The 25219-nt window shown below is 70.9% G+C and carries 20 protein-coding genes and 2 pseudogenes; 15 read left to right on the top strand and 7 right to left on the bottom strand.

Annotated elements, in window-relative coordinates; genetic code table 11:
* Positions 1-16 precede the first annotated feature (16 nt).
* Positions 17-817 carry a TetR/AcrR family transcriptional regulator C-terminal domain-containing protein gene (locus tag AB0I18_RS09345; protein ID WP_363104785.1) on the bottom strand — a complete coding sequence of 267 codons (801 nt, stop codon included), beginning with the start codon at positions 815-817 and terminating at the stop codon, positions 17-19.
* A 174-nt stretch (positions 818-991) separates the two neighbouring features.
* Between AB0I18_RS09345 and AB0I18_RS09340 the strand changes: the two genes are divergently transcribed.
* The 4 genes from AB0I18_RS09340 (at position 992) to AB0I18_RS09325 (ending at position 7522) form a co-directional block, all read left to right on the top strand.
* Positions 992-3769: a DegT/DnrJ/EryC1/StrS family aminotransferase gene (locus AB0I18_RS09340; RefSeq protein WP_363104784.1), complete on the top strand. Its 2778-nt coding sequence runs from the start codon at positions 992-994 to the stop codon at positions 3767-3769.
* 86 nt (positions 3770-3855) lie between these two features.
* Positions 3856-4806: an LCP family protein gene (locus AB0I18_RS09335; protein ID WP_363104783.1), complete on the top strand. Its 951-nt coding sequence runs from the start codon at positions 3856-3858 to the stop codon at positions 4804-4806.
* A 47-nt stretch (positions 4807-4853) separates the two neighbouring features.
* Positions 4854-6350: an oligosaccharide flippase family protein gene (locus tag AB0I18_RS09330; RefSeq protein WP_363104782.1), complete on the top strand. Its 1497-nt coding sequence runs from the start codon at positions 4854-4856 to the stop codon at positions 6348-6350.
* Positions 6347-7522, top strand: a complete 1176-nt coding sequence (locus AB0I18_RS09325) for a hypothetical protein (protein ID WP_363104781.1) — start codon at positions 6347-6349, stop codon at positions 7520-7522. The genes AB0I18_RS09330 and AB0I18_RS09325 overlap by 4 nt, the downstream gene beginning before the upstream one ends.
* Here the strand turns inward: AB0I18_RS09325 and AB0I18_RS09320 are convergent.
* Together AB0I18_RS09320 and AB0I18_RS09315 are read right to left on the bottom strand one after the other, a co-directional pair.
* Entirely contained in the window at positions 7410-8786 is a 1377-nt protein-coding gene (locus AB0I18_RS09320) for an O-antigen ligase family protein (RefSeq protein WP_363104780.1), read from the bottom strand. The two genes, AB0I18_RS09325 and AB0I18_RS09320, sit on opposite strands and share 113 nt — an antisense overlap.
* A gap of 17 nt (positions 8787-8803) precedes the next feature.
* Positions 8804-10267 carry a polysaccharide biosynthesis tyrosine autokinase gene (locus AB0I18_RS09315; protein ID WP_363104779.1) on the bottom strand — a complete coding sequence of 488 codons (1464 nt, stop codon included), beginning with the start codon at positions 10265-10267 and terminating at the stop codon, positions 8804-8806.
* Positions 10268-10392: 125 nt separating this feature from the next.
* Between AB0I18_RS09315 and AB0I18_RS09310 the strand changes: the two genes are divergently transcribed.
* A complete protein-coding gene (locus AB0I18_RS09310; protein WP_363104778.1) occupies positions 10393-11457 on the top strand; it encodes a glycosyltransferase in 1065 nt (354 codons plus the stop codon).
* Positions 11454-12143: pseudogene (locus AB0I18_RS09305) on the top strand (glycosyltransferase family 2 protein); the annotation flags it as partial. The gene AB0I18_RS09310 and the pseudogene AB0I18_RS09305, both read left to right, overlap by 4 nt.
* Before the next feature lie 35 nt (positions 12144-12178).
* Here the strand turns inward: AB0I18_RS09305 and AB0I18_RS09300 are convergent.
* Positions 12179-12319: a hypothetical protein gene (locus AB0I18_RS09300; protein WP_363104852.1), complete on the bottom strand. Its 141-nt coding sequence runs from the start codon at positions 12317-12319 to the stop codon at positions 12179-12181.
* Between the two features lie 215 nt (positions 12320-12534).
* On the opposite strand from AB0I18_RS09300, the gene AB0I18_RS09295 reads away from it, so the two are divergent.
* Both AB0I18_RS09295 and AB0I18_RS09290 read left to right on the top strand, forming a co-directional pair.
* A complete protein-coding gene (locus AB0I18_RS09295) occupies positions 12535-13245 on the top strand; it encodes a sugar transferase (protein WP_363104777.1) in 711 nt (236 codons plus the stop codon).
* The gene (locus tag AB0I18_RS09290) at positions 13245-14228 is read left to right on the top strand and encodes an NAD-dependent epimerase/dehydratase family protein (protein WP_363104846.1); all 984 of its coding nucleotides are present in this window, start codon (positions 13245-13247) and stop codon (positions 14226-14228) included. Before AB0I18_RS09295 ends, AB0I18_RS09290 begins: the two co-directional genes overlap by 1 nt.
* Positions 14229-14304: 76 nt before the next feature.
* Here AB0I18_RS09290 and AB0I18_RS09285 read toward each other — a convergent pair whose 3' ends face one another.
* On the bottom strand, positions 14305-15276 hold the full coding sequence (locus AB0I18_RS09285; protein WP_363104776.1) for a class I SAM-dependent methyltransferase: 972 nt from the start codon (positions 15274-15276) through the stop codon (positions 14305-14307).
* A 111-nt stretch (positions 15277-15387) separates the two neighbouring features.
* On the opposite strand from AB0I18_RS09285, the gene AB0I18_RS09280 reads away from it, so the two are divergent.
* Genes AB0I18_RS09280 through rfbD form a run of 6 tightly spaced genes read left to right on the top strand, consistent with a single transcriptional unit; the run spans position 15388 to position 21987 of the window.
* Entirely contained in the window at positions 15388-16719 is a 1332-nt protein-coding gene (locus AB0I18_RS09280; RefSeq protein WP_363104775.1) for a glycosyltransferase, read from the top strand.
* Complete coding sequence (locus AB0I18_RS09275; protein WP_363104774.1) at positions 16710-18035, top strand: UDP-glucose/GDP-mannose dehydrogenase family protein; 1326 nt, start codon at positions 16710-16712, stop codon at positions 18033-18035. The genes AB0I18_RS09280 and AB0I18_RS09275 overlap by 10 nt, the downstream gene beginning before the upstream one ends.
* 16 nt (positions 18036-18051) lie before the next feature.
* Entirely contained in the window at positions 18052-19029 is a 978-nt protein-coding gene (locus AB0I18_RS09270) for a UDP-glucuronic acid decarboxylase family protein (RefSeq protein WP_363104773.1), read from the top strand.
* Complete coding sequence (locus AB0I18_RS09265; RefSeq protein ID WP_363104772.1) at positions 19026-20093, top strand: glucose-1-phosphate thymidylyltransferase; 1068 nt, start codon at positions 19026-19028, stop codon at positions 20091-20093. The genes AB0I18_RS09270 and AB0I18_RS09265 overlap by 4 nt, the downstream gene beginning before the upstream one ends.
* The gene (rfbB, locus tag AB0I18_RS09260; protein WP_363104771.1) at positions 20090-21085 is read left to right on the top strand and encodes a dTDP-glucose 4,6-dehydratase; all 996 of its coding nucleotides are present in this window, start codon (positions 20090-20092) and stop codon (positions 21083-21085) included. The genes AB0I18_RS09265 and rfbB overlap by 4 nt, the downstream gene beginning before the upstream one ends.
* Positions 21082-21987, top strand: coding sequence for a dTDP-4-dehydrorhamnose reductase (rfbD, locus tag AB0I18_RS09255; protein WP_363104770.1), 906 nt, complete (start codon positions 21082-21084; stop codon positions 21985-21987). Before rfbB ends, rfbD begins: the two co-directional genes overlap by 4 nt.
* Here the strand turns inward: rfbD and rfbC are convergent.
* The gene (gene rfbC / locus AB0I18_RS09250) at positions 21915-22535 is read right to left on the bottom strand and encodes a dTDP-4-dehydrorhamnose 3,5-epimerase (protein WP_363104769.1); all 621 of its coding nucleotides are present in this window, start codon (positions 22533-22535) and stop codon (positions 21915-21917) included. The two genes, rfbD and rfbC, sit on opposite strands and share 73 nt — an antisense overlap.
* 95 nt (positions 22536-22630) lie before the next feature.
* Between rfbC and AB0I18_RS09245 the strand changes: the two genes are divergently transcribed.
* The gene (locus AB0I18_RS09245) at positions 22631-24580 is read left to right on the top strand and encodes a glycoside hydrolase family 15 protein (protein ID WP_363104768.1); all 1950 of its coding nucleotides are present in this window, start codon (positions 22631-22633) and stop codon (positions 24578-24580) included.
* Here AB0I18_RS09245 and AB0I18_RS09240 read toward each other — a convergent pair.
* Positions 24474-25217: pseudogene (locus AB0I18_RS09240) on the bottom strand (class I SAM-dependent methyltransferase); the annotation flags it as partial. The gene AB0I18_RS09245 and the pseudogene AB0I18_RS09240 overlap by 107 nt on opposite strands.
* Positions 25218-25219: the final 2 nt, after the last annotated feature.

Here is a 25219-nt window from a genome sequence, read left to right as displayed (position 1 = left end):
AGCCGTGGCGCGCGGCCTACTCCTGTGGGCGGGTGAAACGGTCGAGCAAGGCGTCGAGACCGGCGGCCAGGCCCTCCGGTCCGCCCCGCTCGGCGAGGCCGGCGGCGGCCTCCCGGAGCCTGGGCAGCTCCAGGGGCGGCATGCGGTGCAGCCCCAGGCGGAACGCGGGATCCGATTCCTCCGGGCTGTCCACCATGGCCTGCAGTTCGACCGACACATAGCCGAGGACCCAGCCGGTGAAGGCGCGGAAGACGGCGGCGGAACGGGCATCGCCGAGTCCGGCCGCCCCCTGGAGCAGGGCGAGCACCCGCTCGTGGTGCCGCAGGACTGCGAGCGGCCGCTGGGCCAGCGGCACCGCCAGCATGCGCGTGGCGAGCAGCGGCACCACCTGGGGATGGGTTAGGCAGACCTCGTACGTGGCCCGCGCGATCCGGTGGAGTTCGGCACGCCACTCCGGAGCCTCGGCCGCGATCTCGGCCTCGACTGCCGCTGCCGTCGCCGCCTTCGTCGAGAGGCCGGGACCGGGACTGGCCAGCCCCTCCTCCAGTTCGAGGTGCAGGGCTTCGACCAGGCCGTCCAGGAGAGCGTCCTTGCTCGCCGCGTACCGGTAGAGCGCCATCGCCTCCACACCGAGCTCGGCGCCCAGTCGGCGCATGCTCAGCGCGGAGAGGCCTTCCCGGTCCACCAGATCGAGGGCGCTGGCCAGTACGCGTTCCCGGCTCAGTCGGCCGTAGCGGCCACGGTCGCTGGCGCGGCGCGCCGGACCGGCTCCGGCTCCTTCGTCCTTGCCCCGTGCCCTCGCCTGCTCCTTGGCCATGCCTTGCCTCCAGGTGATCGGCAGCCCGCACGCCGTCCCGCTCGTGTTGACTCTATGCATCCACGGGGGCAATGTGTACGTATACGACGTAAATATACGCCATTCGGACCTGTGTCCGAGCTCCACCTGCCCCCAGAGACCCGGCCCGAGAGAACCAGAACCGGGGAGCACGAGATGACAGTCCACCGGCTGCGACCCCGGCAGAAGCCGGTCGATCACCACCGGCCCGCCCTCAACGGCGTCCCCCGTACGGACGCCGTCACCGCGGGGCGCACGGTGGAACCCGACGTGCCGTTCGCCGTGCCGAGGATCAGCCCGGAGGCCAGGCGGGCGGCGCAGCGGGTGCTCGCCTCGGGCTGGGTGACCACCGGCCACGAGACCGAGCGATTCGAGAGCGAGTTCGCGGCGTACGTCGGGGCCGAGTACGCGGTCGCGGTGAGTTCGTGCACGGCGGCCCTCGAACTCGCGCTGCGCGCCCTGCGGCTGCCGCCCGGCGGGACGGTGCTGGTCCCGGCGGTGACCTTCTGCGGCGCGGCCCAGGCGGTCCTGCACGCCGGGCTGCGTCCCGTGCTGGTCGACGTCGATCCGCGCACCGCGATGCCGACTCCGGTCACTGTCGCCCGGGCGGCCAGGGCGTGCGGCTGCCCGCACGCGCTGATGGTCCTGCACTACGCCGGTGCCCCCGCTCCGGTCGCCGAGCTGGCGGAAGCGGCCCGGCTGCCCCTGACACGCGTGGTCGAGGACGCCGCCCACGCCCTGGGCACGTCGGTGGGGGACCAGCCGGTGGGAAGCCTGTCGCGAGCGACCTGTTTCAGCTTCTACGCCACCAAGAACCTGCCCATCGGCGAGGGCGGCATGGTGACCACGAACGACCCGCGGGTCGCCGAGTGGATCCGTCGCGCGAGGCTGCACGGCATGTCCGCCGACGCGTGGCAACGGAACCTGCCGGGCGGCGGCTGGCGGTACACCGTCGAGGAGGCGGGCCTGAAGGCCAACATGACGGATGTCCAGGCCGCCGTCGGGCGCGCCCAGCTCCACCACCTCGACGACTGGCAGCGGCGGCGGCGCGCCCTCGCCGAACGGTTCACGACGGCGCTGGAGGCCGTTCCCGGCCTCGAACCGCTCGACGCCGCCACCGACGGGCGGCACGCGCGTCACCTCTACGTGGTGCGGGTGTCGCAGGCGTACGGGACCGGTCGCGACGAACTGATCGACCGGCTCGCGGAGCACGGCATCGGCACCTCGGTCCATTTCATCCCCCTGCACCACATGCCGTACTTCCAGTTCGCCGCGGTCACTCCGCCCGAGGGTCTGCCGGGCGCCGACGCACTCTTCCCCCAGTTGCTCTCCCTGCCCCTGCACCCGGGCCTCACCGAGCGGATGGTCGACCGGGTCTGCGGGGAGCTGGCCGGGCTCGCCGCCCCGCCCCACCCCGTGTCGGCCCGCGCCGAACGTCCCGTGACACCGGTACGGCAACGGCCCGCCGCCCTGCGGACCCTGGTGATCGGTGCGGGGGAGGCCGGACAGGCTCTCGCCCGGGACCTGGCGCGGACACCGCAGTTCGGGCTCGACCCGGTCGGCTTCCTCGACGACGATCCGGCCAAACACCGTGCCGTCGTCATCGGGAACCTGCCCGTCCTGGGGGAGCTGGACGACACCCGGGCGGTCGCTCTGGCCCACCGCATCGAGGCGGTGGTCGTGGCCATCCCCGGTCTGAGCCCGGACCGCTTCCGCACAGTGGCGCGGGCGGCCGAGGCCACGGGAGCGAGCGTGCGGTATCTGCCGTCGTTCATCGCGGCGCTCCGCCGCGACGTGGTGGGCAACGACATGCGCGCGCTGGACGTGCGGGAACTGATCGGCCGCTCCGAGATGCACGTGGTGAGCCCCGAGGCGCGCGCGACGATCGCCGGGCGACGGGTCCTGGTGACCGGCGCAGGCGGGTCGATCGGCAGCGAACTCTGCCACCAGGTGCGCGCCTTCGGGCCGAGCCGGCTCTTCCTGCTCGACCACGACGAGTCGAACCTGCACCGGCTGCAACTGGAGCTGTACGGCGACGCCCTGCTCAGCGACGACATCGTGATCTCGGACATCCGGGACCGTCCCCGTATCGACCAGGTATTCCGCGAACTGCGCCCCGAAGTGGTCTTCCACGCCGCCGCGCACAAACACCTCCCCCTCCTCGAACGGAACCCCTGCGAGGGCGTGAAGTCGAACGTGCGGGGGACCGAGAACCTCGTACGCGCCGCGGCGGCGGCCGGAACCAGACGGTTCGTGCTGATCTCCACGGACAAGGCGGCCGATCCGGTCTCGGTGCTCGGCGCGACGAAGCGGCTGGCCGAGCTCATCGTGCGCGACGGCCAGCGCAGCGCCCCGCCCGGCACCGTCTTCGCGGCCGTCCGCTTCGGCAACGTGCTGGGCAGCCGGGGTTCGCTGCTGTCGGTCGTGGCGGAACAACTGGGCACGGGCTGCCCGGTGACTGTCACCCACCCTGATGTGACCCGGTTCTTCATGACCGTCGAGGAGGCCGTCGGGCTGGTCCTGGAGGCGGCACGGATGGCCGAGGGCGGTGAGGTGTTCGTGCTGGACATGAACGACCCCGTGCGGATCGTGGACCTCGTCCGCAAGTTCGCCCGCTCCGTGAACGTGCCGGACGTGGACATCCGCTTCACCGGTCTGCGACCGGGCGAGAAGCTCAACGAGACGCTCTTCTCCGCGCAGGAACGGCACACCCCCACCGCCCACCCACGGATCCTCGCCGCGACCTCCACCGCCTGCCAGGAGGACCCGGCCGCGCCCGTCGAACGCCTGCCCGCCCTGTACGTCGCGGCAGAGCACAACGACACCGACCAGGTACGCCGCGTACTCGCCGAACTCCTCCCGGGTTTCCCCGCCTCGACGACCCGACAGCACCTGCACTCCGGCATGGCCGACCCCTACCCGGACGACTTCTGATGTCCACGCACCGCAGGTGGCCGCACTGGACCCCGAGACAGCGCCCCGGGTCGAAAACCCGGCCGCGCCACCGGCTCCTGCGCCGGGTGCTGGTACTCACGCTCGTCGCCGCGCTCAGCCTGCTGGGCCTCGGCACCGTCGCCGTGTGGTGGGGCACGAACCACTACGGCGACCAGGTGACGCGCATCCCGGACGCCTTTCCGGAGGGGCCGCGGCCCGAGGGAGACAAGGACAGCACCTTTCTGCTGGCCGGGGTCGACACCCGTTCGCGCGAGCCGACCACCGGAAGCGACGCCACGGAGCATCTGTGGAGGCCCGGCGTACAGCGCAGCGACACGCTGATGCTGGTGCGTCTCGGCGCCGACGAACAGACGGCGGACACGGTGTCCATACCCCGGGACAGCTGGGTGCCCATACCCGGGCACGGCGAAGCCAAGGTCAACGCCGCGTTCGCCTGGGGCGGTCCGTCGCTCCTGATCAAAACGGTGGAGCAGCTCACCGGCGTCCGGATCGATCACTTCGGCGTCATCGACTGGCACGGCTTCCGCAGCCTCACGGACGCCGTCGGCGGAGTGCCGATCACGCTCGACGAGAACTCCTACGACCCTGAGCAGCAGCGGCACTTCACGGCCGGCACCCACACCATGAACGGCGAGGAAGCCCTGTCGTACGTGCGACAGCGGCACGGCCTGCCCGGCGGCGAACTGGACCGGATCAAACGCCAGCAGCAGTTCCTGCGCGGCCTGGTCGGCGAGGTGCGCGACGAGGTCAGCCTCACCGATCCGTTCGCGACCGACACAATGCTCGACGCGATCACCCGCACGGTGAGCGTGGACGACCGGATGTCCAACGGCGATCTTCGCGACCTGGTGCTCGACCTGCGGCATCTGGACGCCTCGGACATGTCGTTCACCACCGCGCCGATCGTCCGGTCGGAGATGATCCGGGGGCAGTACGCGCTGATCCTGGACCGCGAGAAGCTGCGGGTGCTGTGGCACGGGGTCGAGACGGGGCATCCGCCGGGCACCGGGACGTGAGGCACGCGATGAGTCCTGGGCACCCTACGGAGGGTCGGTTCTCGGGCGTGGGCTTCAGCGCGCTGGCTCAGGCGGCCCCCCTGCTCACCAACCTGGCGCTGACGCCGTACCTCATCAGCCGCCTGGGCCTCGACCGGTTCGGCGTCTGGTCGCTGATCCTGGTCTTCCTGGCCACGCTCACCGTGCTGGACGGCGGCGTTGGCGCGTCACTGGCCCGCTTCCACGCCTATCACGGCGCTCACGGCGACCGGGACGGCACGGGACGGCTCGTGATCGGATCGCTCGGGCTGTTCGTCGCGCTGGGTGCGTTGGTGAGCGGCCTTTGCCTGCTGCTCGCCCCGGTCCTCACTTCCGCGGTAGGTGTGCCGCCCCGGCTGCGGCAGGAGGCTGAACAACTGCTCATGGCCCTCGGGCCCTTGCTCACCGTGGCCCTGGCCGCCAACTCCGCCGTCGCGCTGTTGCAGGCGAACGGGCGATTCCGTGCTCTGGCGGGAGTCAGCGGAGCGTCGTGTCTGGCCTACGGCGTGGCCGTGATCGCGCTGATCGGCCATGGATCGGACCTGCCGCTGCTGGCTGTGCTGGCCATCGGAAGGTATCTGCTGGTGACGGTCGGCGGCCTGTGCGTCGGGGCACGGCACATCCGCCTCCGGCGCCCGCTGCTGCCTGGCCGGGTCGAACGCCGTGACTTCGTCCGGTATGCCACCCGCATGCAGCTGTCCGGCTTCACGGTCTTCCTCAACGGGGAGATCGACGCTCTGGTGATCGCCGCGCTGCTGCCGGTGCGCTACGTCGGTATCTACGCCGCCGGTTACCAGGCGGCCGCGGCCCTGCGCAGCCTCCCGTTGTACGCCTTCCCGCCGATGCTGACCCGTATGACGCACGTCTACGCCGTACACGGACTCGCGGGTGCGGTGCGGGAGTTCCACGTCCTGCAGTCCCGCTGGCTGCCGACGGTCCTCACCTACGGGGTCGTGACGACTGCCTCGGTGGGCCTCGCGGTTCAGGTGTGGCTGGGCCCCGGGCTTGCCCTCAGTGGTGCCGTCGCCGCCGTCCTGCTGGCTGGATACTCGGTGCAGGTGGCGTTCACCGGTGTACGGACCTGTTTCGTGCGGGCGATCGGCCGACCGGGATACGAGACGCGCTACTCCTGGTGCGCGACGGTGGTGAACCTGGCCCTCACCGTGCCGCTGACGCTGCTGTTCGGCGTCGTCGGCGTCGTCCTGGCGACCACGGTCGGCCTGTTGGCCGGCTCCTGGTACTTCGTCGTCCTGTGCCGTCGGCTGACGGGGCCGGGTGAGCGGCGGCTGCCGAGGCACTGGCTGTCCGTGACCGTACTGGCCGCCGTTCCGGCAGGCCTGGGGAATCTGCTGGTGCTGCGGCTGGAGTGGCACGGCGTGCTGCCGTTGCTGCTGGCCGGCCTGCCCGTACTCGCCGGCCTCGCCGGGGCCTCGGCCCTGCTCCTGCGGGAGCTCGCCGGACCAGCGCGTCCCGGAGGAGGGGTGTCAGTGAAGGACGAAGTGTCATTGGAAGAGGGAAGCCCATGAACGCCGTCACCGCACAAGGATCCGGTACCTCCAGGACCAGGCGCGTTCTCATCGTCGCCCAGTTGGACGGGTACGCCAACAGCGTCAAACCCCTGGCGATCGCGCGGTTCCTTAGGGAGCGCGGTCATGACGTGCGGGTGGTGGACACCGGCTGCCTGGCCAGGGCATCCAGCACGCCTGGATCCCTCGGGCGAATGCTGCCCGGATCCCTGCGGCCGACCAGGCTCACGCTGTACGCCAACGACGTGGCGTCCAAGCTGCTCACCCGCCGATGGTCGTTTGGACGGCGCCATCTGTCGTACTACGTGCTGCTGGCCGATCACAGACTGCGCCGCCGCATTCTCGCCGACCAGCTGGAACTCGACGACTACGACCTCGTCATCTGCGAGACCCCTTATGACGCGGGTGTGCTGACGACGGGTACGTCGGCCGAGACGGTGTACGACTGCCCCAATCCCTGGGCGGACGAGGTGTTTTACGAAGGCCGGCTCACCGGTCGGCAGCACAGGAGGTTCCGCGGCCGGGAGAAGCGCTTCCTTGAGGACATGGAGCATCTGTCCTTCTCCTGGGAGTCCTATGGCCGCTATGCCAAGGAGTATTACGGGATCAGTGGACGCAACTTCCTCCAGCTCAACTGGGGTTGCACCCCGGCGGCGGAGCGGTCCCGATTCGCCGATCCACCACGGGTGGCCTATCTCGGTTCGCTCAGCTCGCGGTTCATCGACGTTCCGCTGCTGGCACGGCTGAGCCGACGGTATCCGCACATCCACGTCTACGGAGGACCACCGCCCGATCCCCGACTCGGGCTCGACTACCGCGGTTACGCGTCGCCCGACGTGCTGCGGCAGTACCAGGTCGGGCTGATCACCTGCACCCGGGACCTGCTGCGCCGGGAGGGCTTCTCGGCCAAGCACCTGCACTACCTGGCGCACGGCCTCCCCGTCCTCGTCCCCGGCTGGCGGCGCCACCTGGATCTGCTGAGCGGATCCGTGCCCTACACCGAGGAGTCGTTCGCGTCCGTCATCGACGGGCTGAGCGACCGGGCATGGTGGCAGCAGGTCAGCGATGAAGCGTACGAGCAGGCGCGGCGGCTCGACTGGAACCGGACTCTGGAACCGCTGGAGCGGCTGCTGGACGGCCGGCCCCAGGTACGAGTGCGGCGACAAGGGTGAAGGTCAACGCATTGCTGAAGCCGAACGACCAGGGCCGTTCCAGGACCGATGCGAGCAGGACGGGCAGCAGCACGCACGCGGCGATGGGAAAACCGCGGGCGCCGCCTCCGACCAGGAGGTGAGCCAGCAGCAGGAGGAAGAGGGCGAGGCCGACGATCCCGCCCGCGTACAGGATGTCTATCCATTGATTGTGCAGGGACGGTGAGACGGCGGCCGGAATCTCCCCGGCGTGATATTTGCCGGACCACGCTTTGCCACCGAACCCGAAGAGAGCCGACTCCCGCAGTTCGTCCCTGGCTATCTCCCAGATGACGGCGCGGTCTCCAAGACTGTCGGCCTTCAGCTGCCGGAACGGGGCGGCGATGGCGATGGCGGTCACCACTCCCAGGATCGGCACGGCGAGCATGACTCGTCCGGGCGACGTGATGGCATCACCTTCGCCCACTTCGTCCGGGAGCCTCGGACGCAGGAGCATCAGGAAGGCCACGACCGCGACAGCGGTGACGCCGGCCAGCCTGCTGCCGGTGGCGACGGCCACGAAAGCGACGTAGCACGCCAGCACGACACGGACGCGTCCGCGCAACCCCAGCCAGACGAAGGGAATGCCCACGATCAACAGCAGGCTGAAGATGTTCTCGTTGGTGAAGACGCCTGAGTAGAGGACTCCCAGAAGGCCGCACGGATTGTCGGCGCGGCACTCCCGCATGACGGTGGACGGCTCGATGAGCGCCTCGATGCCGCCGAGAACGGTGGAGAGCATGACGACGGCTGCTCCGCCCAGGAACGCCGAGCGCCCAGGACGAGCGACGGCCGCCGCAAGGAGAGCCGCGAGCAAGGTGAGCTGTCTGGGCGCGAGGAGTTGCTGTCCGTGGAGACCGTCGGAGAAGGCGAGCAGCAGGACCAGTCCGAAGGCGATGAGAGGCACGACATTGATCCGCGCGCGAGCGGAGAGGAGCCGGTGGAGGACGAACGCGACGCACGCCGAGAGCAGGATGCCGTTGGCCGCCGTCCCGATCCGGTTCACCCACTGCGGGAACCCGATCACCACCTCACCCAGCGGGTCGAGTCGCTCCGGTCGGCCCGTGTGGATCACGTACATGACTGTTGGCACATTGGCCAGTACGCCGATCAGGAAGACCATCGACGCGGTGAGGTCCCAGTCCCCGAAGGCGTGGGCGCGCCGGAGTGCCACCGTCACCGGAATCAGCGATGCCAGGGCCAGGATCCCGATGATCAGTGCCATATCCGCCTGATGCTGCGTCATCCGATACCTCGTCCCGCCTATTCGTGATGCCGGCCCGGGACGGGGGCAACGGCACGTGACGCCGAAGGCCGGTGGTCAGGTATCCGGACGGGATCCGGCCGCTCCGGCTCCCGGCGCGGCCCCTTCGCAAACCCCTTGGAGCGCGTCTCCTCTCCCCGGGGCGGCTGCCAGTCGGCGAACCCCTCGGCGTTCGTCCCGGTGAGGACGGCCCCCAGCACCTGTGCGCGAACCGTCGCCAGGGCGTCGAGGGCCCGCAGGGCGACCTCGCGGCGGGTCTTCCCGGCCCGGACGACGAAGAGCACGCCCTCCGTCACGGCGGCCAGTGCGGCGCCATCGGCGAAGGACAGCAGTGGAGGGCTGTCCACCACTACGAGGTCCGCGTCGGCCTCGAGGACGCGCAGCAACTGCGCCATGCCCGGGGAGGAGAGGAGCGTGCTCGGATCCGCCGCGGCGGGGCCGCTCGGCAGCACCCGTATCCGCTCGGCCCCCCAGTTCTCAAGGGCGTCGTACAGCGGGGTCTGACCGGTGAGGACACCGGTCAGACCGGCGGTGTCACGCAGGCCCAGTTCCCCGGCGAAGTGTGGCCGACGCAGATCCGCCTCAAGGAGGACGACGCGCTGCCCGGTGCGGGCGACGCTCGTCGCCAGGTCGATCGCGGTCCGGGTACGCCCTTCTTCGGGCAACGCGCTGGTGACGAGAACCGAGTTCGGGACGCTGCTCCCGGTCCTGAAGCGAAGACGGATGCGCAGTTGGTTCAACGCCTCCGTCCGCCGGGTCGTGCCGACGCGGTGACCCGGGGCCGGGCGGCGTCGGTCGGGTGGGGGGACGGCGCCCAGGGTGGTGAGGCGCAGGTGGGCGCTGATGTCGCCCGCCGAGCGGATGGCGCTGTCGAACGAATTGCGCAGCACTGCGCCCCCGAAGCCCACGACGATCCCGGTGAGCAGGCCGATGGCCACGTTCAGTTCCGGACGCGGGCTCGTCGGCGTGGACGGTGGTTCGGATCCCCCGACCACACTGGCTTTGACCAGCGGTGGGGCGTCTGCCGAAGACCCCTCGACGGCGGCGATGTACTTCGTGAACTGGACGGCGGTCTCATCGGCGATGGCCTGCGCCCGGGTGGCTGACGGATCCTCCACCCGGATGTCGACCAGGGTTGTGTCGAGCGGGGCCTGTGCACTGATGTTCTCAGCGAGCTGCCTGGCTGTTGTGTGCAGGCCGAGCTCGGAGATGACCCCGTTGAGGACCGTGGGGCTGCTGACGATGCGCGTGTAGGACTTGACCCGCTGCTGGGTGAACAGGCCGCCCTGGTACGCGCCGTCACTGTCCGCGTCGCTGGTGGCAACGAAGAGCTGAGCGGTTGCCGTGTAGGTGCGTGGCGTCAGGGCGGTCACGGTGAGGGCCCCCGCCAGCCCGAGCAGGACGCAGACGGTGACGAACCGCCAACGCCGACTCAGTACGTCGATGTAGTCGTGGAGATCCATGGAGGCTCCTCCGTGCGACCGTTTCGGCCGCTCTTGACGTGGTGGTACTGAGGGAGCAATATGTGGATCAACGTGGATTTACGCTGTAAACATACGATATCAGCATACGGCTGGAACTCGGAATCATGGATCGTCAAATGGAGCACTGCGCGGTCACCCCCTACGGCCGGGGGGCCGGGAGTTCTCGAGTCCGTGTCTTCGGGTGGCTGGACCGCATAGATACGGACTTCACGGTCGGCAGTTACCTGTCGCTGCCCGACGCCGCTCCTGCCCGCCTCGTACGCCGCCCGGTGTCCCTGGCCAGGGCGGAGCTGCGGCTGGGGGCCATCGCGAACGCCCGCCCCCGGAGGCTGCTGCTGCACCGGGAGGCCTCTCCGCTCAGCCGAGGCTGGTGGGAGCGCCGGCTGCTGACAAGCGCGGAATTCGCCGTGTACGACTTCGACGACGCTCTGCAATGGGACCAAGGTGGCGGCGGTCTCGCCCGTCGGGTCGCCCCCAAAGCGGGGAAGACACGGGTGGCCGTTCGCCATGCGGACCGGGTCATCGCCGGCAACGCCGTCCTGGCGGACTGGGCGTCCCGGCACCACCGCGACGTCGTGGTGATCCCGAGTTGCGTGGCCCTGGAGGACTACATGCGCAAGACCTCGTACGCCCTGCACGACCCGCCGCGGCTCGGCTGGATCGGCTCACCTCACAACGAGGCATGCCTGTCCTTGATCGCCGGAGCGCTCACGGAGGTACACCGTCGGACCGGCGCGCGGCTGATCCTCGTCGGTACGACCACACCGTCTCTCGGCGGTCTGGAGTCCCTCGTCGACCGGGTCGCATGGAGCCCGGAAAGCCAGCGGACGGCACTGGCAGCCATGGACATCGGCCTGATGCCACTGCCGACGACCTCGTACAGTCGCGGCAAATGCGGTTACAAACTGCTCCAGTACGCCGCCGCCGGCCTCCCCGCCGTGGCCAGCCCGCCGGGCGTCAACATGGACCTGCTCTCCCAGTTCGGTATGCCCGCAGCACGCACCGAGGACGACTGGACCACTGCGGTCCTCGGCTTGATCGGTGCTCCGGATGCCTCCCGCGAGCGGCTCGGACGGGCCGCCCGGGAGATCACCGGCCGGAGGTACTCGTACGAGGCGTGGCTGCCCCGGTGGGCTGCGGCCCTGGAGCTCGGACCGGTGCCGCCATGACCCCGAGAGGGCGGACCGTCCCGGCCGTCGACATCGTGATCGTCAACTGGAACACCGGTCGCTACTTGAGGGAGTGCCTGAACTCGATCGTTCGCACCGACCGGTCCCGGCTTCGGGCGGCGCGGATCGTAGTCGTCGACAATGCCTCCACCGATGGCTCGCTGCACGATCTGGCCACGTCCGACATCCCGCTCGACGTGGTGCGCAATTCCCGTAACCGCGGCTTCGGCGCCGCTTGCAACCAGGGCGCAGCCCGGGGGCACAGCGACTTCCTGCTCTTCCTCAATCCGGACACGGAGCTGTATCCCGACACCCTTCGCGTCGTCGGGGACTTTCTCGGCAGCCGAACCGCGGAAGGAGTCGGCATCTGCGGCGCGCACATGGTCGACGAGAGGGGAGGACCTGCGATCTCCTGTTCGCGGTTCCCCAACCTGCGGATCTTCCTCGGCAAGATGACCGGTCTCGACCGACTGGCACCCGCGCTCTTCCCGCCGCACCACCTGCTGCCCGAGGAAACCACCACGTCGGGCCCCGTTGACCAGGTCATCGGCGCCTTCTTCCTGATGCATCGCTCGCTCTTCGAGGAACTGGACGGCTTCGACGAGCGCTACTTCCTCTATTTCGAGGAAACGGATCTCGCGCTGCGGGCCCGGCGGCGGAACCGGTGCTCGTACTACCTCCATCAGGCAACGGTCCGTCACATCGGGCAGGTGAGCTCCGCTCAGCTGGGCGGCGAGCGGCTGCGCCACTCCCTGTGCAGCCGCACCCGGTACGCGTTCCGGCACTGGTCCCGTACCCGTGCCTCGCTGTTGGTGGCCCTGACCCTGACGATCGAGCCGGCCGCCAGGCTGGCCAGGGCCATGCTCCGGCGAAGCCTTTCCGAATGCCGGGACACTCTCAGCGGATACGCGGGATACGTGCGCTGGCTCTGCGCGGCCGCTGCGCATGTCCTCGAACGTCGGCTCCTCCAAGTGACGGCGGCATCCTCTGCCGCGGTACCTCGCACCGAGACTTCCCCCAGCCCCGCCGCACCTGCCGTATCCGCCCGGATGACGGACTCGACCAAGGACCCCCTCCATGCGCACCATCGACCGCAACCCCCGACAGCCCCTGCCTCCCCTGACCACCGCACGCCTCACGCCGCCCCGCCGGACCCTGGACATCGCCCTCGCCCTGACCCTGCTTCTCCTTCTCGCGCCGCTGCTGATGCTGCTGGCGCTGCTGGTCAGGACCATGAGCGGCCGACCGGTGCTGTTCCGGCAGCGGCGGACCGGAGAGGGAGGGCGTGAGTTCACCCTCTACAAGTTCCGCAGCATGAGGGACGGCTGCACCGGTCCCGGGGTCACTGGTGGCTCGGACCCGAGGGTGACCGGCACGGGGGAGCTGCTGCGCCGGCTCAGCCTGGACGAGCTGCCGCAGTTGTGGAACGTACTGCGCGGCGACATGACCCTGGTCGGCCCCCGCCCCGAGGTCCCGCACCTCGCCCGCCGCTACCCGCCCGAACACCGCTGGGTGTTCCGGCATCGCCCGGGGCTCACCGGACCGTGCCAGCTCCGCTCGCGCGTGTACGCGGCGCTGCTCGAAGGCCGTCCCGATCCCGAGGAGTACTACCTGGCGGTGCTCGTCCCCCAACGCACCGCGTTGGATGCGGAGTTCCTTCGCCGGGCGACGGTGCCGAACGTCGTGCGCTTCATCGCCCGGACCTTCTGGTACGTGCTGTCCTCGCCGTGGGACTCTCCCGGCCGACGGGAGAACGGGCCGCGCGGGAGCCGAGGGGGCGGGTCGTGATGCGTGCCGTGGTGACCGGCGCGGCCGGGTTCATCGGCTCGCACCTGTGCGAACACCTGGTGTCCTGCGGGGACGAGGTCATCGGCATCGACGCCATGACGGACTTCTACGAGCCCTCACGCAAGCGACGGAACCTCGCCCGACTGCTGGACCGGGACCGGTTCACCTTCCGGCAGGGCGATCTGCTGGACCTTCGCCTGGAGCCGCTGTTCGCCGCCGCGGACACCGTCTACCACCTCGCGGGCCAGCCAGGCGTCCGCGGTTCCTGGGGCGCGGAGTTCGCTGTGTACCTCGAACGCAACGTCCTGGTCACCCAGCGCGTGCTGGAGGTGGCACGGGACACCGGACTGCGCCGGCTCGTCTTCGCGTCCAGCTCGTCGGTCTACGGGGACGCGGAGGCGTATCCGACGCCGGAGACGCTGTGTCCCCGGCCCGTCTCGCCGTACGGCGTCACCAAGCTGGCCGCCGAGCAGCTGTGCGAGACCTATCGCACGGTCTTCGGCGTCCCGGCCGCCTCCCTGCGGCTGTTCAGCGTGTACGGCCCCCGGCAGCGGCCCGACATGGCCTTCTCGCGGCTGGTCGCGGCGGCCTGCGCGCGGCGGCCCTTCCCGCTGTACGGGGACGGCTGCCAGAGCCGTGACTTCACCTACGTCGGGGACGTGGTGACGGCCATGCGCGGGGCCGCGCTCTCCTCGTGGAACGGCGTCGCCAATCTCGGCGGCGGATGCGAGGTGACGATGAATCAGGTCATCGCGCTGCTCGGGCAGTTGGCCGCACCGGTGAACGTGGTGCCGGGGCCCGCGCGGCCCGGCGACGCCAGACGTACCGCGGCCGACATCACGGTGGCGCGGAACGCCTTCGGGTACCGGCCCGGCACGGACATCCGTACGGGACTCGCCGCCATGGTGCGGGCCGAGCAGGCATCCCGCCGGGCCCGCCCCGGGGAACACGCGGAGGAACGTCCAGTGGCGGGACGCCTTTGACGCACCGATCCGGCGTCGCACCGATCCGGCGTCGCGCCGATCCGGCGTCGGTCGGGCAGATCCGGAGTCAGGCGAGTCAGGCGGACACCTGGGCCCCGCGGTAGTACGCGACAATCTCCTGAGCCGTCAGCTCCCGGTCGCTCCTGCGCCCCAGGAAGAACAAGGCCGAAGCGTCGTCCGTCGCGTACTCCGGCGGGACCAGGCGGTCCAGAGCGCGCAGCCAGAACATCAGCCCCCGCACCGCGCGGCCCGCGAGGGCGGAGCGGGTCAGGCCACGAACCAAGTGGTCGACGCTCCACAGCAGTTGGGTGCCCGGGCCCGCGACGGGACCCGCGGCGAGTTCCTCGAACCGCCGGAAGAGGTAGCGGTGGCCGCTCGCGGTGAAGCGCGTGAAGTCGTGGGCGCCGGCGTGCACCTGTTGCAGGAACGGGGTCTCCGCGTAGACGAGTCCGCCGCCCTTCAGTACCCGGTGGATCTCGGCGACGACCAGGTGCGGATCGAGCACGTGTTCCAGAACGGCCTGCACCAGCACCGCGTCGACGCTCGCCGAGGGAAGCGGGATCTGATGGGCGTCCGCGATGAACTGGGTCACCGGGCTGCCGACGATGTCGAAGCCGATCACCTGGACCCGCGGATCGTGATAGGCCGCGTTCACGCCGTTGCCGACCGTGGCGCCACCGACGACGAGCAGTGTCGGCGCGGGGCCGGGAAGACTCCGCAGCAGCAGATCCACGTTCTGGGCCGCGATCCGGTTGGGCGGTTTGAAGACGCGGCGCAGCAGGGCGGGCAGGGCATCGGCGCCTCCGGCGGGTCCCGGTCGCGCGGTGTCCGTACGGTCGGCCGTTCGCACCGCCTCCCCGCAGTCCACGACGCTGCGCTCGAAGTCGACGAGGACCGGCCACCGCCCGGCCATGGGGAAAGCTCCGGGAGAGCGGTAAGCGCAGGTGGACACGGTGCAGTTGAGCCCGCCCGTGGTGTCCGTCAGCCCGGACCGGCAGCGTGGGCACACCAGCAGCCGCCTGGTCGTCTCCGGATCGGCCAGGGCCATCGCCGTTCCTCCACTTGACCTGAACCACCTGATTGACCTGAGTCACATCCGGGGTGATGCTGTACGTATACAACGTAAATATACCCCTTTGTCCATCGGTGGTGATCGGCGATGCGGAACGGGACCCTCGTCCCCGACTCCGGCCAACCGGACGGCCGGCCCGGCCCGGCCGTCCGCTGGCCCGCCGCACCCTCGCAGGTGGCGCCGACGGCGAAGCTGCCCCGGCCGCCGGTGCTTCCCCGCATCAAGGTCCTGCATGTCATCACCCGGTTCCGGGCGGGAGCCGGCGCGAACACCCTGCTGTCGGCCGAGGGCATGGACCCCGGGCGGTACGAGGTGTGGATCGCCGGAGTGCCGGGCGGCGAACTCTGGGAACGGGCGCGCGCCGCCGGGTTGCACACGGTCGAGGTGCGGGGGTTCCGGCACACCTTGACGCCCGCGGACCTGCTGGTGCTGTGGCGGCTGGTGCGCCTCATCCGCCGGGAGCGGTTCACCGTCGTGCACACCCACTCGGCCAAGGGCGGATTCCTGGGCCGGCTCGCGGCACGGCTGTGCCGCACACCGGTGGTGGTGCACACCTTCCACGGCCTCAGCTTCCACCCGTACATGTCCCGCCCCCGGCGCCTGGCGTACCGCGGTCTGGAACGGGCGACGCGGCGCTTCACCCACGGATTCCTCGCCGTCGCCCCACGGGTGGCACAACAGGCCGTCGAAGAGCGCCTGGCGCCGCCTGGCCGCGTCCATGTGGTGCCGTCGGCGGTGGACCTGGGACACATCCCGGAGCGCTTCGCGCCAGCGGTCCGCCGCGAGTTCGCGGTACCGGGCCGGACGTCCCTCATCGGCACCGTCGGCCGGATCGACACCCAGAAGGCACCCCTGGACTTCGTCCGGATGGCGGCCGCGATCCGTGCCGAGCGCCCCGGCACCGCGTTCGTGATGATCGGCGACGGACCACTGGCGGCGGACGTCCGCCGGCTCGCCTCGGAACTGGACGTCGACGTGACGCTCACCGGTCACCGCCGGGACGCCGCCCGGCTGGTGGCCGGTCTGGACGTCTTCGTGATCACCTCGCTGTACGAAGGTCTCGGCAGGGCGCTCACCGAGGCGCTGGCCACCGCCCGCCCGGTCGTCGCGACGGCCGTCAACGGAGTACCCGATCTGGTGGAGCACGGTGCCACGGGTCTGCTGGTGGCCCCGGCCGACCCGCAGGACGCGGCGCGCGCGGTCGGCTGGCTCCTCGACCACCCCATCGAGGCCGCCGCGATGGGACGGCAGGGGTGCCGGCGGGTGCGTACCACCTTCGCGCCGCAGACCATGTGCGCGGCCGTCGACGCCTGTTACCGCAGCCTGCTGGGCCTGCCCGACCTCGGGCCCGACCCCGCTCCGCCCGCCTACCCCACCGCGTCGACCACGCGCCGACCACGGAGATCGACATGCGTCTGACAGTCATCGGCACCGGATACGTGGGAGCGGTCCACGCCGCCTGCATGGCGGACATCGGGCACGAGGTCCTCGGCGTCGACATCGACCCGGAGCGGATCGCCGCGCTGACCGGCGGCAGGCCCCCGTTCTTCGAGCCCGGCCTGTCCAAGATGCTCATGAGGGCGGTGGACACGGGCAGGCTGCGCTTCAGTACCTCACTGGCCGAGGCCGCCCGGTTCGGCGACACGCACTTCATCTGTGTCGGCACCCCGCAGGACCCCGACTCGGGCGCCGCCGATCTGCGGCACGTCGAGGCCGCCGTCGACGGCCTGGCGCCGTATCTGCGCGACAGGTGGTACGAGCGGGTCCTGGTGACCGGCAAGTCCACCGTGCCGGTCGGTACGGCGGACCGGCTGGCCGGGCGGCTGCACGCGGCCGCTCCGTACGCCGACCTCGCCTGGAACCCGGAGTTCCTGCGGGAGGGCTGCGCCGTCCAGGACACCCTGCGGCCGGAACGTATCGTGGTGGGTGCTCGCTCGGAGCACGCCGAGGCGCGGCTGCGGGAGATCTACGCGCCCCTGCTGGACGCCGGCACCCCGTTCATCGGCACCGACCCGGCCACCGCCGAACTGGTCAAGCTGGCGTCGAACGCCTTCCTCGCCACCAAGATCTCCTTCATCAACGCCATGGCCGAGATCTGCGACGGCACGGGCGCCGACGTGCTCACCCTGGCCGAGGCGATGGGCCGGGACTCCCGCATCGGTTCCCGCTTCCTGGCCCCCGGCCTCGGGTTCGGCGGTAGCTGCCTGCCCAAGGACATCCGGGCCTTCACCGTCCGGGCCGAGGAGCTGGGCCTCGGGCGGTCGGTGGCCTTCCTCCGGCAGATGGACGAGATCAACACGCGGCAGCGGCTGCGCACCGTCGACCTGGCGCAGCGGCTCGCCGGAGGGTCCTTCGCGGACCGGAACGTCGCGGTGCTCGGGGCGGCCTTCAAGCCCCGCAGCGACGACATACGGGACTCGCCGGCGCTCGCGGTCGCGGACACGGTCCGGCGCCGAGGCGCTCAGGTCCGCGTCCACGACCCGGAGGCGGTCGACAACGCCCGGGCCGCGTACCCCGCGCTTCAGTTCGCACTCGATGTGACCAAGGCGTGCGAGCGGGCCGATGTCGTCCTGCATCTCACCGAATGGCCCCAGTACCAGGAGCTCGACCCGGCCGCCCTCGCCACGGTGGTCCGCGTCCCGGCCCTGGTCGACGCCCGCAACACCCTTGATCCGGCGGCCTGGCGCGCGGCGGGCTGGACACTGCGCGCGCCGGGCCGTCCGCGGCTCGGCTGACCGGCAGGAGGAGTCCATGCGTGTCGTGGTGTCCGGCGGAAGCGGCTTCCTGGGGTCGCATCTGTGCGAAGCGCTGGTCCGCAGAGGCGACAGCGTCCGCTGCCTGGACAACTTCTCCTCGGGCCGGTCGGCCAACATCGCGCACCTCCTGAGCGCGCCCGGCTTCGACTGCACCCCGTGCGATGTCACGGTCCCGTTCAGAGCCTCCGGGGACATCGACGCCGTCGTCCATCTCGCGAGCCCCGCGTCGCCGTCCGACTACGCCCGTCTCCCGCTGGAGACGCTGGCCGCGGGCAGCCGCGGCACCGAGAACCTGCTGCGGCTGGCCCTGCGCCACCGGGCGCGCTTCGTCCTGGCGTCCACCAGCGAGGTCTACGGCGACCCCGCGGTGCACCCGCAGGACGAGGACTACTGGGGGAACGTCAATCCCATCGGGCCGCGCAGCGTCTACGACGAGGCCAAGCGCTTCGCCGAGGCCCTCTCCATGGCGTACCGGCGCAGCCGGGGGGCCGATGTCGGCATAGTCCGGATCTTCAACACGTACGGCCCCCGGATGCGCGCGCACGACGGCCGGGTGGTCTCCACCCTCATCCGGCAGGCCCTCGGGGGAGAACCGCTGACCCTCTTCGGAGACGGCGGCCAGACACGGAGTTTCTGCTACGTGGACGACATGGTCCGCGGTCTGGTGGCGATGATCGACGCGCGGGAGCCGGGCCCGTTCAATCTCGGCAATCCGGGGGAGCGGACGGTGCGGGAGCTCGCCGAGCTGGTGCTGCTGATCACCGGGTCGGACAGCGGGCTGCGCTTCCTGCCGCTGCCCGTCGACGACCCGGTCCGCCGCCGCCCCGTCATCACCCGGGCCCGCGAAGGACTCGGCTGGCACCCGCGGGTGCCCCTGGAAGAAGGGCTGAGGCACACCGTCGACTGGTTCCTGTCGCAGCCGGACACGCTCGTACGACCGCAGGAGCAATCCGCAGTGGGGCGGCCCTCATGAAAGCACTCGTGCTGTGCGGCGGAGCGGGCACCCGGCTCCGCCCGATCACCCACACCTCGGCGAAGCAACTGGTGCCGGTGGCCAACAAACCGGTGCTGTTCTACGGCCTGGAGGCCATCGCCGCCGCCGGTGTCACGGAGACCGGCATCGTCGTCGGCGACACGGAGCCGGAGATCCGCGAGGCGGTCGGCGACGGGTCGCGGTTCGGTCTGGACGTGACCTACCTTCCGCAGGAGGCCCCGCTCGGCCTCGCCCACGCCGTCCTGATCGCCCGGGACTTCCTCGGTGACGACGACTTCGTGATGTACCTCGGCGACAACTTCATCGTCGGCGGTATCTCCGGCGTGGTCGACGACTTCCGCCGCGAGCGGCCCGACGCGGCGATCCTGCTGACCCATGTGCCCGAACCCACCGCCTTCGGCATCGCCGAACTCGACGCGCGGGGCCGGGTGGTGGGCCTGGAGGAGAAGCCGCAGCGGCCCAGGAGCGATCTGGCGCTGGTCGGCGTCTACCTCTTCTCTCCCGCCGTGCACGAAGCCGTACGTTCCATCGGGCCGTCGCGGCGCGGCGAGCTGGAGATCACGGACGCACTCCAGTGGCTGCTCGGCCACGGCCGGGACGTACGCTCCACGACGATCTCCGGATACTGGAAGGACACCGGGAACGTCACCGACATGCTGGAAGTGAACCGTTCCGTCCTGGAAACGCTCGAACCGCGGATCGACGGCAGCGTGGACGGGGCGAGCGAGATCATCGGCCGGGTCAGGATCGAGGACGGCGCCAAGGTGTTCACCAGCCGGGTCGTCGGCCCGGCCGTCATCGGCGCCGGAACCGTGATCGCCGACTCGTACGTCGGTCCGTTCACCTCGATCGGCGAGGACTGCCGTATCGAGGAGAGCGAGATCGAGTACTCGATCGTGCTGCGGCAGGCGTCCATCGTCGGCATGCGAAGGATCGAGGTCTCGCTGATCGGCCACAACGTCGAGGTGAGCCCCGCTCCCCGTACCCCCTCCGTGCACCGGCTGGTGCTCGGCGACCACAGCAAGGTGCAGATCCCGTCATGAGCACGACCCGCGTTCTTGTCACCGGTGGAGCCGGGTTCATCGGCTCGCACTACGTCCGTACGCTGCTGGGCCCGGACGGCCCGCCCGGCGTGGCGGTCACCGTGCTCGACAAACTCACCTACGCCGGCAACCCCGCCAACCTGGACGAGGTCCGCGACGCGCCCGGCTTCGCCTTCGTCCGGGGAGACACCTGCGATCCGGAGCTCGTCGGCAAGCTGGTCTCCGAGCACGACCAGGTGGTGCACTTCGCCGCGGAGTCCCATGTCGACCGGTCCATCCTGGACGCCGACGCGTTCATCCGTACGAACGTGCTGGGCACCCAGATCCTGCTGGACGCGGCCCTGCGCCACGGCCTGGGCACCTTCGTGCACATCTCCTCCGACGAGGTCTACGGGTCGACAGCCGAGGGCTCCTGGCCGGAGACCGACCCACTGCGGCCCAACTCGCCCTACGCCGCGTCCAAGGCCTCGTCCGACCTGCTCGCGCTGGCCCACCACCGCACCCACGGCCTGGACATACGGGTGACTCGGTGCTCCAACAACTACGGACACCACCAGTTCCCCGAGAAGGTCATCCCCCTCTTCGTCACCCGGCTGCTGGACGGCCGGCCGGTACCGCTCTACGGCGACGGTCTGAACGTCCGCGACTGGATCCACATCGATGATCACGTGCGGGGCATCGAGCTCGTCCGTACCGGCGGCCGCCCCGGCGAGGTCTACAACATCGGCGGCGGCAACGAACTCTCCAACCGGGAGCTGACCGGACTGCTGCTGCGAGAGTGCGGCGCCGACTGGAAGTCGGTGACGTTCGTCGAGGACCGCAAGGGTCACGACCGCCGCTACTCGGTCGACTTCACGAAGATCCGTACGGAACTCGGCTACGCACCCCGCAAGGACCTCGCCACCGGGCTCGCGGAGACCGTCGACTGGTACCGGACGCACCGCTCCTGGTGGGAGCCGCTGCGCGGGCGGACCGGGAGATGGGCGGCATGACCCGCCCGTGGCTCGTCACCGGGGCGGACGGCATGCTGGGCCGGGACCTCGTCTCCCGGCTGACGGCCCGCAAGGTGGACACCGTCGCCGCGGACCACCGCCGACTGGACATCACCGACGGGGACGCGGTGCGGGCGGCCCTGGACCGATACCGCCCCGCGGTCCTGGCGAACTGCGCCGCCTGGACGGACGTGGACGCGGCGGAGTCCCACGAGGCGGCGGCGCTCGCCGTGAACGGCCACGGCCCCGCCCGGCTCGCCGAGGCCTGCCGGGCCCACGGCACGATCCTGCTCCACCTCTCCACCGACTACGTCTTCGCCGGTGACAGCGACAGGCCGTACGCGGAGACGGCCACCCCGGACCCGCGCACCGCCTATGGGCGGACCAAGCTCGCCGGGGAGCGGGCCGTCCTGGCGACGCTTCCCGACACCGGCCACGTGGTCCGTACCGCATGGCTGTACGGGGCCGGCGGCCGCAACTTCGTCCGGACCGTGATCGCACGGGAGGCGGTCCAGGACACCCTCCACGTCGTCGACGACCAGCGCGGGCAGCCCACCTGGAGCGGGGATGTCGCCGACGGGCTGATCCTGTTGGGCGACGCGGCCGGGGCGGGCATCGCGCCACCCGGCGTGTACCACGCGACCAACAGCGGCGAGGCGACCTGGCACCGCCTGGCGCGTGAGGTGTTCCGGCTGCTGGGCGCGGACCCGGCACGCGTGCACCCCGCCTCCAGCACCGACCTGTCGCGTCCCGCGGCACGCCCCGCCTACAGCGTGCTCGGCCACGGCCGCTGGCCGGACGCCGGACTGCCGGCGCCGCGCCACTGGTGCTACGCCCTGGTGGAGGCGTTCCCCGGGCTACGGGCCGCCGAACGCAGCCGATGGGCACGGCACGCCGCGTAGGAGGGCAGCAGCCCCCTGCGCCCGGCCTCGACGAGCGTGGGCGCGGCGGCGTCCTTGTCGGACAGCAGGGGCGGCCGGTCGACGGGCCAGTCGATGCCGAGCGTCGCGTCCAGCGGATGGATGCCGTGCTCGCGCAGCGGCGCGTACCCCTCGGAGCAGAGGTAGACGACGGTGCTCTCGGCGGTCAGGGCCATGAAGGCGTGACCCAGGCCCTCGGAGAGGAAGACACAACGACGGCTGTCGTCGAGCCGTACCGCGTCCCACCGTCCGAAGGTGGGCGAGCCGGTGCGGAGGTCGGCCACCACATCGAGCACGGCACCGCGGACGCACGTCACGTACTTGGCCTGGCCCGGGGGCACATCGGCGAAGTGGACGCCGCGGACGACACCGCGCCGGGACACCGAGCAGTTGGCCTGGGCGAGCCGGAGGTCCACACCCACGGCCTCGCGGAAGGCATCGCCGCCGAACCACTCGACGAAGGAGCCCCGGCCGTCGGCGAACACCCGGGGCTCGTGAACCCACGCTCCCTCGATCCTCAGTGGCCTCATACCGATCACTTCCACGAGGGGATTAAAGGCGTATATCACCAAGGATCGCCGTATCCTGGAAGAGCGGCAAAGCGTACGACGGCGTAATTCCGATCATGAACTCACGCATCGAGGACTACGCCCTCATCAGTGACCTGGAAACCGCCGCCATGGTCGGCAGGAACGGGTCCATCGACTGGCTGTGCCTGCCCCGGTTCGACTCGCCGGCCTGCCTGGCCGCGCTGCTGGGCACGGCGGACAACGGATTCTGGCGGGTCTCTCCGGTGGCCCGAGGCCCCTGTACGCGCCGGGCGTACCGGCCGGACACGCTGGTCCTGGAATCGGAGTGGGAGACCGGAAGCGGGTCGGTGCGGGTCACGGACTTCATGCCGCCCCGCGGCCGGTTGCCGTGCGTCGTCCGGGTCGTCGAGGGCCTCTCGGGTTCCGTGGCGATGCGCAGCGAACTGCGGCTGCGTTTCCACCAGGGCCGCGTGGTGCCGTGGATCCGGGTCACCGACCGCTGCACGGTCGCCGTCGCCGGTCCCGATGCCGTCTGGCTGAACGCCGACGGTCCCGTGCGGGCCCCCGACGGCGCGGACTCCGCGGTGCGTGATCCAACCGTCCGTGACTCGACGGCCCGCGATTCGACGGCCCGCGATTCGACGGCCCGCGACTCGACCGTCCTCGACCTCACCGTCCAGGCCGGCCGACGGCTGGCCCTGACACTGGTGTGGTCGCCGTCGCATCTGCCCGAACTGCCCGCACCGTTGAGCGTCCCGGCGGAGACGGTCCTCAAGGAGACCACCGACTTCTGGCGGCACTGGGCCGCCCGGTGCCGCTACCAGGGGCCGTGGCGCGAGGCCGTGGTGCGCTCCCTGATCACGCTCAAGGCGCTCACCTACGCGCCCACGGGCGGCATCATCGCGGCGCCCACCACCTCGCTCCCCGGGGTCCTCGGCGGCGAACGCAACTGGGACCACCGGTTCTGCTGGCTGCGCGACTCCACCCTGACCCTGTCCTGCCTGCTGCGCAGCGGCTACCGGGACGAGGCGGCGGCCTGGCTGGACTGGCTGGTGCGGGCCATCGCGGGCGACCCCGCCGACCTGCAGACCGTGTACGGCGTCGGCGGGCAGCGGCTCCTGCCCGAGACCGAGGCGCCGTGGCTGGCCGGCTACGAGGGATCGCGGCCGGTCCGGTTCGGGAACTCCGCGGTCAGCCAGTTCCAGCTGGACGTGTACGGCGAAGTCCTGGACACACTCCATCTGTCACTGCGGGCGGGCATCCCCATGCCGGCCCACGTGTGGAGTCTGGTGGAGGCGTTGATGGGCCACCTCCTCCGGCACTGGCGTGAGCCCGACAAGGGGCTGTGGCAGGTCCGCGGCCCGGCCCGGCAGTTCGTCCACTCCAAGGTCCTGGCCTGGGTGGCCGCCGACCGCGCCCTGCGGATGGGGGAGTTGCTGGGCAGGAACGGATCGTCGGGCGAGTGGCGGGCCATGCGGGACGAGGTGCACCGGCAGGTGTGCCGGGAGGGGTGGGACGGGGAGCAGGGATCCTTCGTGCAGTCCTACGGCTCACCGGTCCTGGACGCCTCGGCCCTGCTGATTCCCCGGCTGGGCTTCCTGCCGGCCCGGGACGAGCGGGTGCGCGGCACCGTCCGGGCGATGCGGGGGCTGAACCACGCAGGGTTCATACGGCGGTACGCGCCGGGCGGCCGGGGTGTGCACGGCGTGGACGGCATGCGTGGTTCCGAGGGCGCGTTCGTGGCGTGCTCCCTGTGGTACGCCGACGCCCTCGCCGCGACCGGTCACGCGGAACGGGCCCGGGAGGCCTTCGAACGAGTCCTCGCCGTCCGCAACGACGTCGGTCTGCTCGCGGAGCAGTGGGATCCGGACGCGGGCCGCCAACTGGGCAACGCACCACAGGCGTTCAGCCATATCGCCCTGGTCGAGACGGCGTTCGCCCTGTCATCAGCACCATCCCCGAGTCGCCGTAGTCCGGCAGCGTCGGATCGACACCGATCCGGGTCACCGCGAGCCGGTCGGTCAGAGGCGCGAACACCTTCCTGACGACGCCCGGGTCCACGGGGCAGCCGGGCCACCGGGAGGCGGGACCGATGCGGTACGTCGGCATGTTCTCCATGAACGCCGCGACCAGCCGCCCGCCGGGGACGACGGAGTGCGCGAAGCGGCGGCAGAACTCCGTGAACTCCTCGAAGTCCTCGGTCACGCCCTCGGCCACGAAGTGCATCGACGCGAGGTCGTAACGCCCCGGCGGAACGGCCCGGACGTCGCCGTGGACGACATGCACGCGTGCGAGCGCCTCCGACAGGGTCTGCGGAAGGTTCGGGTCGAGCCGTCGGCACAGCGCGTAGAACGGCTGCCAACTGTCGTCGGGGCCACGCCGCAGCTGCCGGGTCAGGTAGGCGACGTTCGCCGCGCCGGCCTCCACGGCGTCGACACGGCGGCTCGCGGCGGCGGCGAGCATGAGCGGATACAGGTTCGGCCCGGCCCCGAACTCCACGGACCGTGCGAGGCTCCCCGGTGTGAACGGGCGGTAGAACGCGCAGTGGTGGGCGATGACCGCGGCGTCGGACGGGTGCAGCTCGCGGTAGTTCTCGGCGAGGTAGTCCTGCACGGGCCAACTGTCCCAGTCCACATCGTCGTTGCGGGTCGGCGCGGTACCGGCTGCCGCGGGCTCGGGCATGC

It is taken from the genome of Streptomyces sp. NPDC050704, from assembly GCF_040654355.1.
In the GTDB taxonomy this organism is placed as follows: domain Bacteria; phylum Actinomycetota; class Actinomycetes; order Streptomycetales; family Streptomycetaceae; genus Streptomyces.
Note: the sequence above shows the minus strand (reverse complement) of the source record. Positions and strands in the feature narration are given on the sequence as shown.

Bases quoted from the DNA above. Each gene is read 5' to 3' on its own strand.
- AB0I18_RS09285 (WP_363104776.1), bottom strand. From the start codon at position 15,276: ATGGCCCTGGCCGATCCGGAGACGACCAGGCGGCTGCTGGTGTGCCCA.
- AB0I18_RS09300 (WP_363104852.1), bottom strand. From the start codon at position 12,319: ATGGCCCTGGCCAGCCTGGCGGCCGGCTCGATCGTCAGGGTCAGGGCC.
- AB0I18_RS09345 (WP_363104785.1), bottom strand. From the start codon at position 817: ATGGCCAAGGAGCAGGCGAGGGCACGGGGCAAGGACGAAGGAGCCGGA.
- AB0I18_RS09265 (WP_363104772.1), top strand. From the start codon at position 19,026: ATGAAAGCACTCGTGCTGTGCGGCGGAGCGGGCACCCGGCTCCGCCCG.
- AB0I18_RS09280 (WP_363104775.1), top strand. From the start codon at position 15,388: ATGCGGAACGGGACCCTCGTCCCCGACTCCGGCCAACCGGACGGCCGG.
- rfbC (WP_363104769.1), bottom strand. From the start codon at position 22,535: ATGAGGCCACTGAGGATCGAGGGAGCGTGGGTTCACGAGCCCCGGGTG.
- AB0I18_RS09290 (WP_363104846.1), top strand. From the start codon at position 13,245: ATGCGTGCCGTGGTGACCGGCGCGGCCGGGTTCATCGGCTCGCACCTG.
- AB0I18_RS09245 (WP_363104768.1), top strand. From the start codon at position 22,631: ATGAACTCACGCATCGAGGACTACGCCCTCATCAGTGACCTGGAAACC.
- AB0I18_RS09310 (WP_363104778.1), top strand. From the start codon at position 10,393: ATGGATCGTCAAATGGAGCACTGCGCGGTCACCCCCTACGGCCGGGGG.
- rfbB (WP_363104771.1), top strand. From the start codon at position 20,090: ATGAGCACGACCCGCGTTCTTGTCACCGGTGGAGCCGGGTTCATCGGC.
- AB0I18_RS09315 (WP_363104779.1), bottom strand. From the start codon at position 10,267: ATGGATCTCCACGACTACATCGACGTACTGAGTCGGCGTTGGCGGTTC.
- rfbD (WP_363104770.1), top strand. From the start codon at position 21,082: ATGACCCGCCCGTGGCTCGTCACCGGGGCGGACGGCATGCTGGGCCGG.
- AB0I18_RS09340 (WP_363104784.1), top strand. From the start codon at position 992: ATGACAGTCCACCGGCTGCGACCCCGGCAGAAGCCGGTCGATCACCAC.
- AB0I18_RS09295 (WP_363104777.1), top strand. From the start codon at position 12,535: ATGCGCACCATCGACCGCAACCCCCGACAGCCCCTGCCTCCCCTGACC.
- AB0I18_RS09320 (WP_363104780.1), bottom strand. From the start codon at position 8,786: ATGACGCAGCATCAGGCGGATATGGCACTGATCATCGGGATCCTGGCC.
- AB0I18_RS09275 (WP_363104774.1), top strand. From the start codon at position 16,710: ATGCGTCTGACAGTCATCGGCACCGGATACGTGGGAGCGGTCCACGCC.
- AB0I18_RS09325 (WP_363104781.1), top strand. From the start codon at position 6,347: ATGAACGCCGTCACCGCACAAGGATCCGGTACCTCCAGGACCAGGCGC.
- AB0I18_RS09270 (WP_363104773.1), top strand. From the start codon at position 18,052: ATGCGTGTCGTGGTGTCCGGCGGAAGCGGCTTCCTGGGGTCGCATCTG.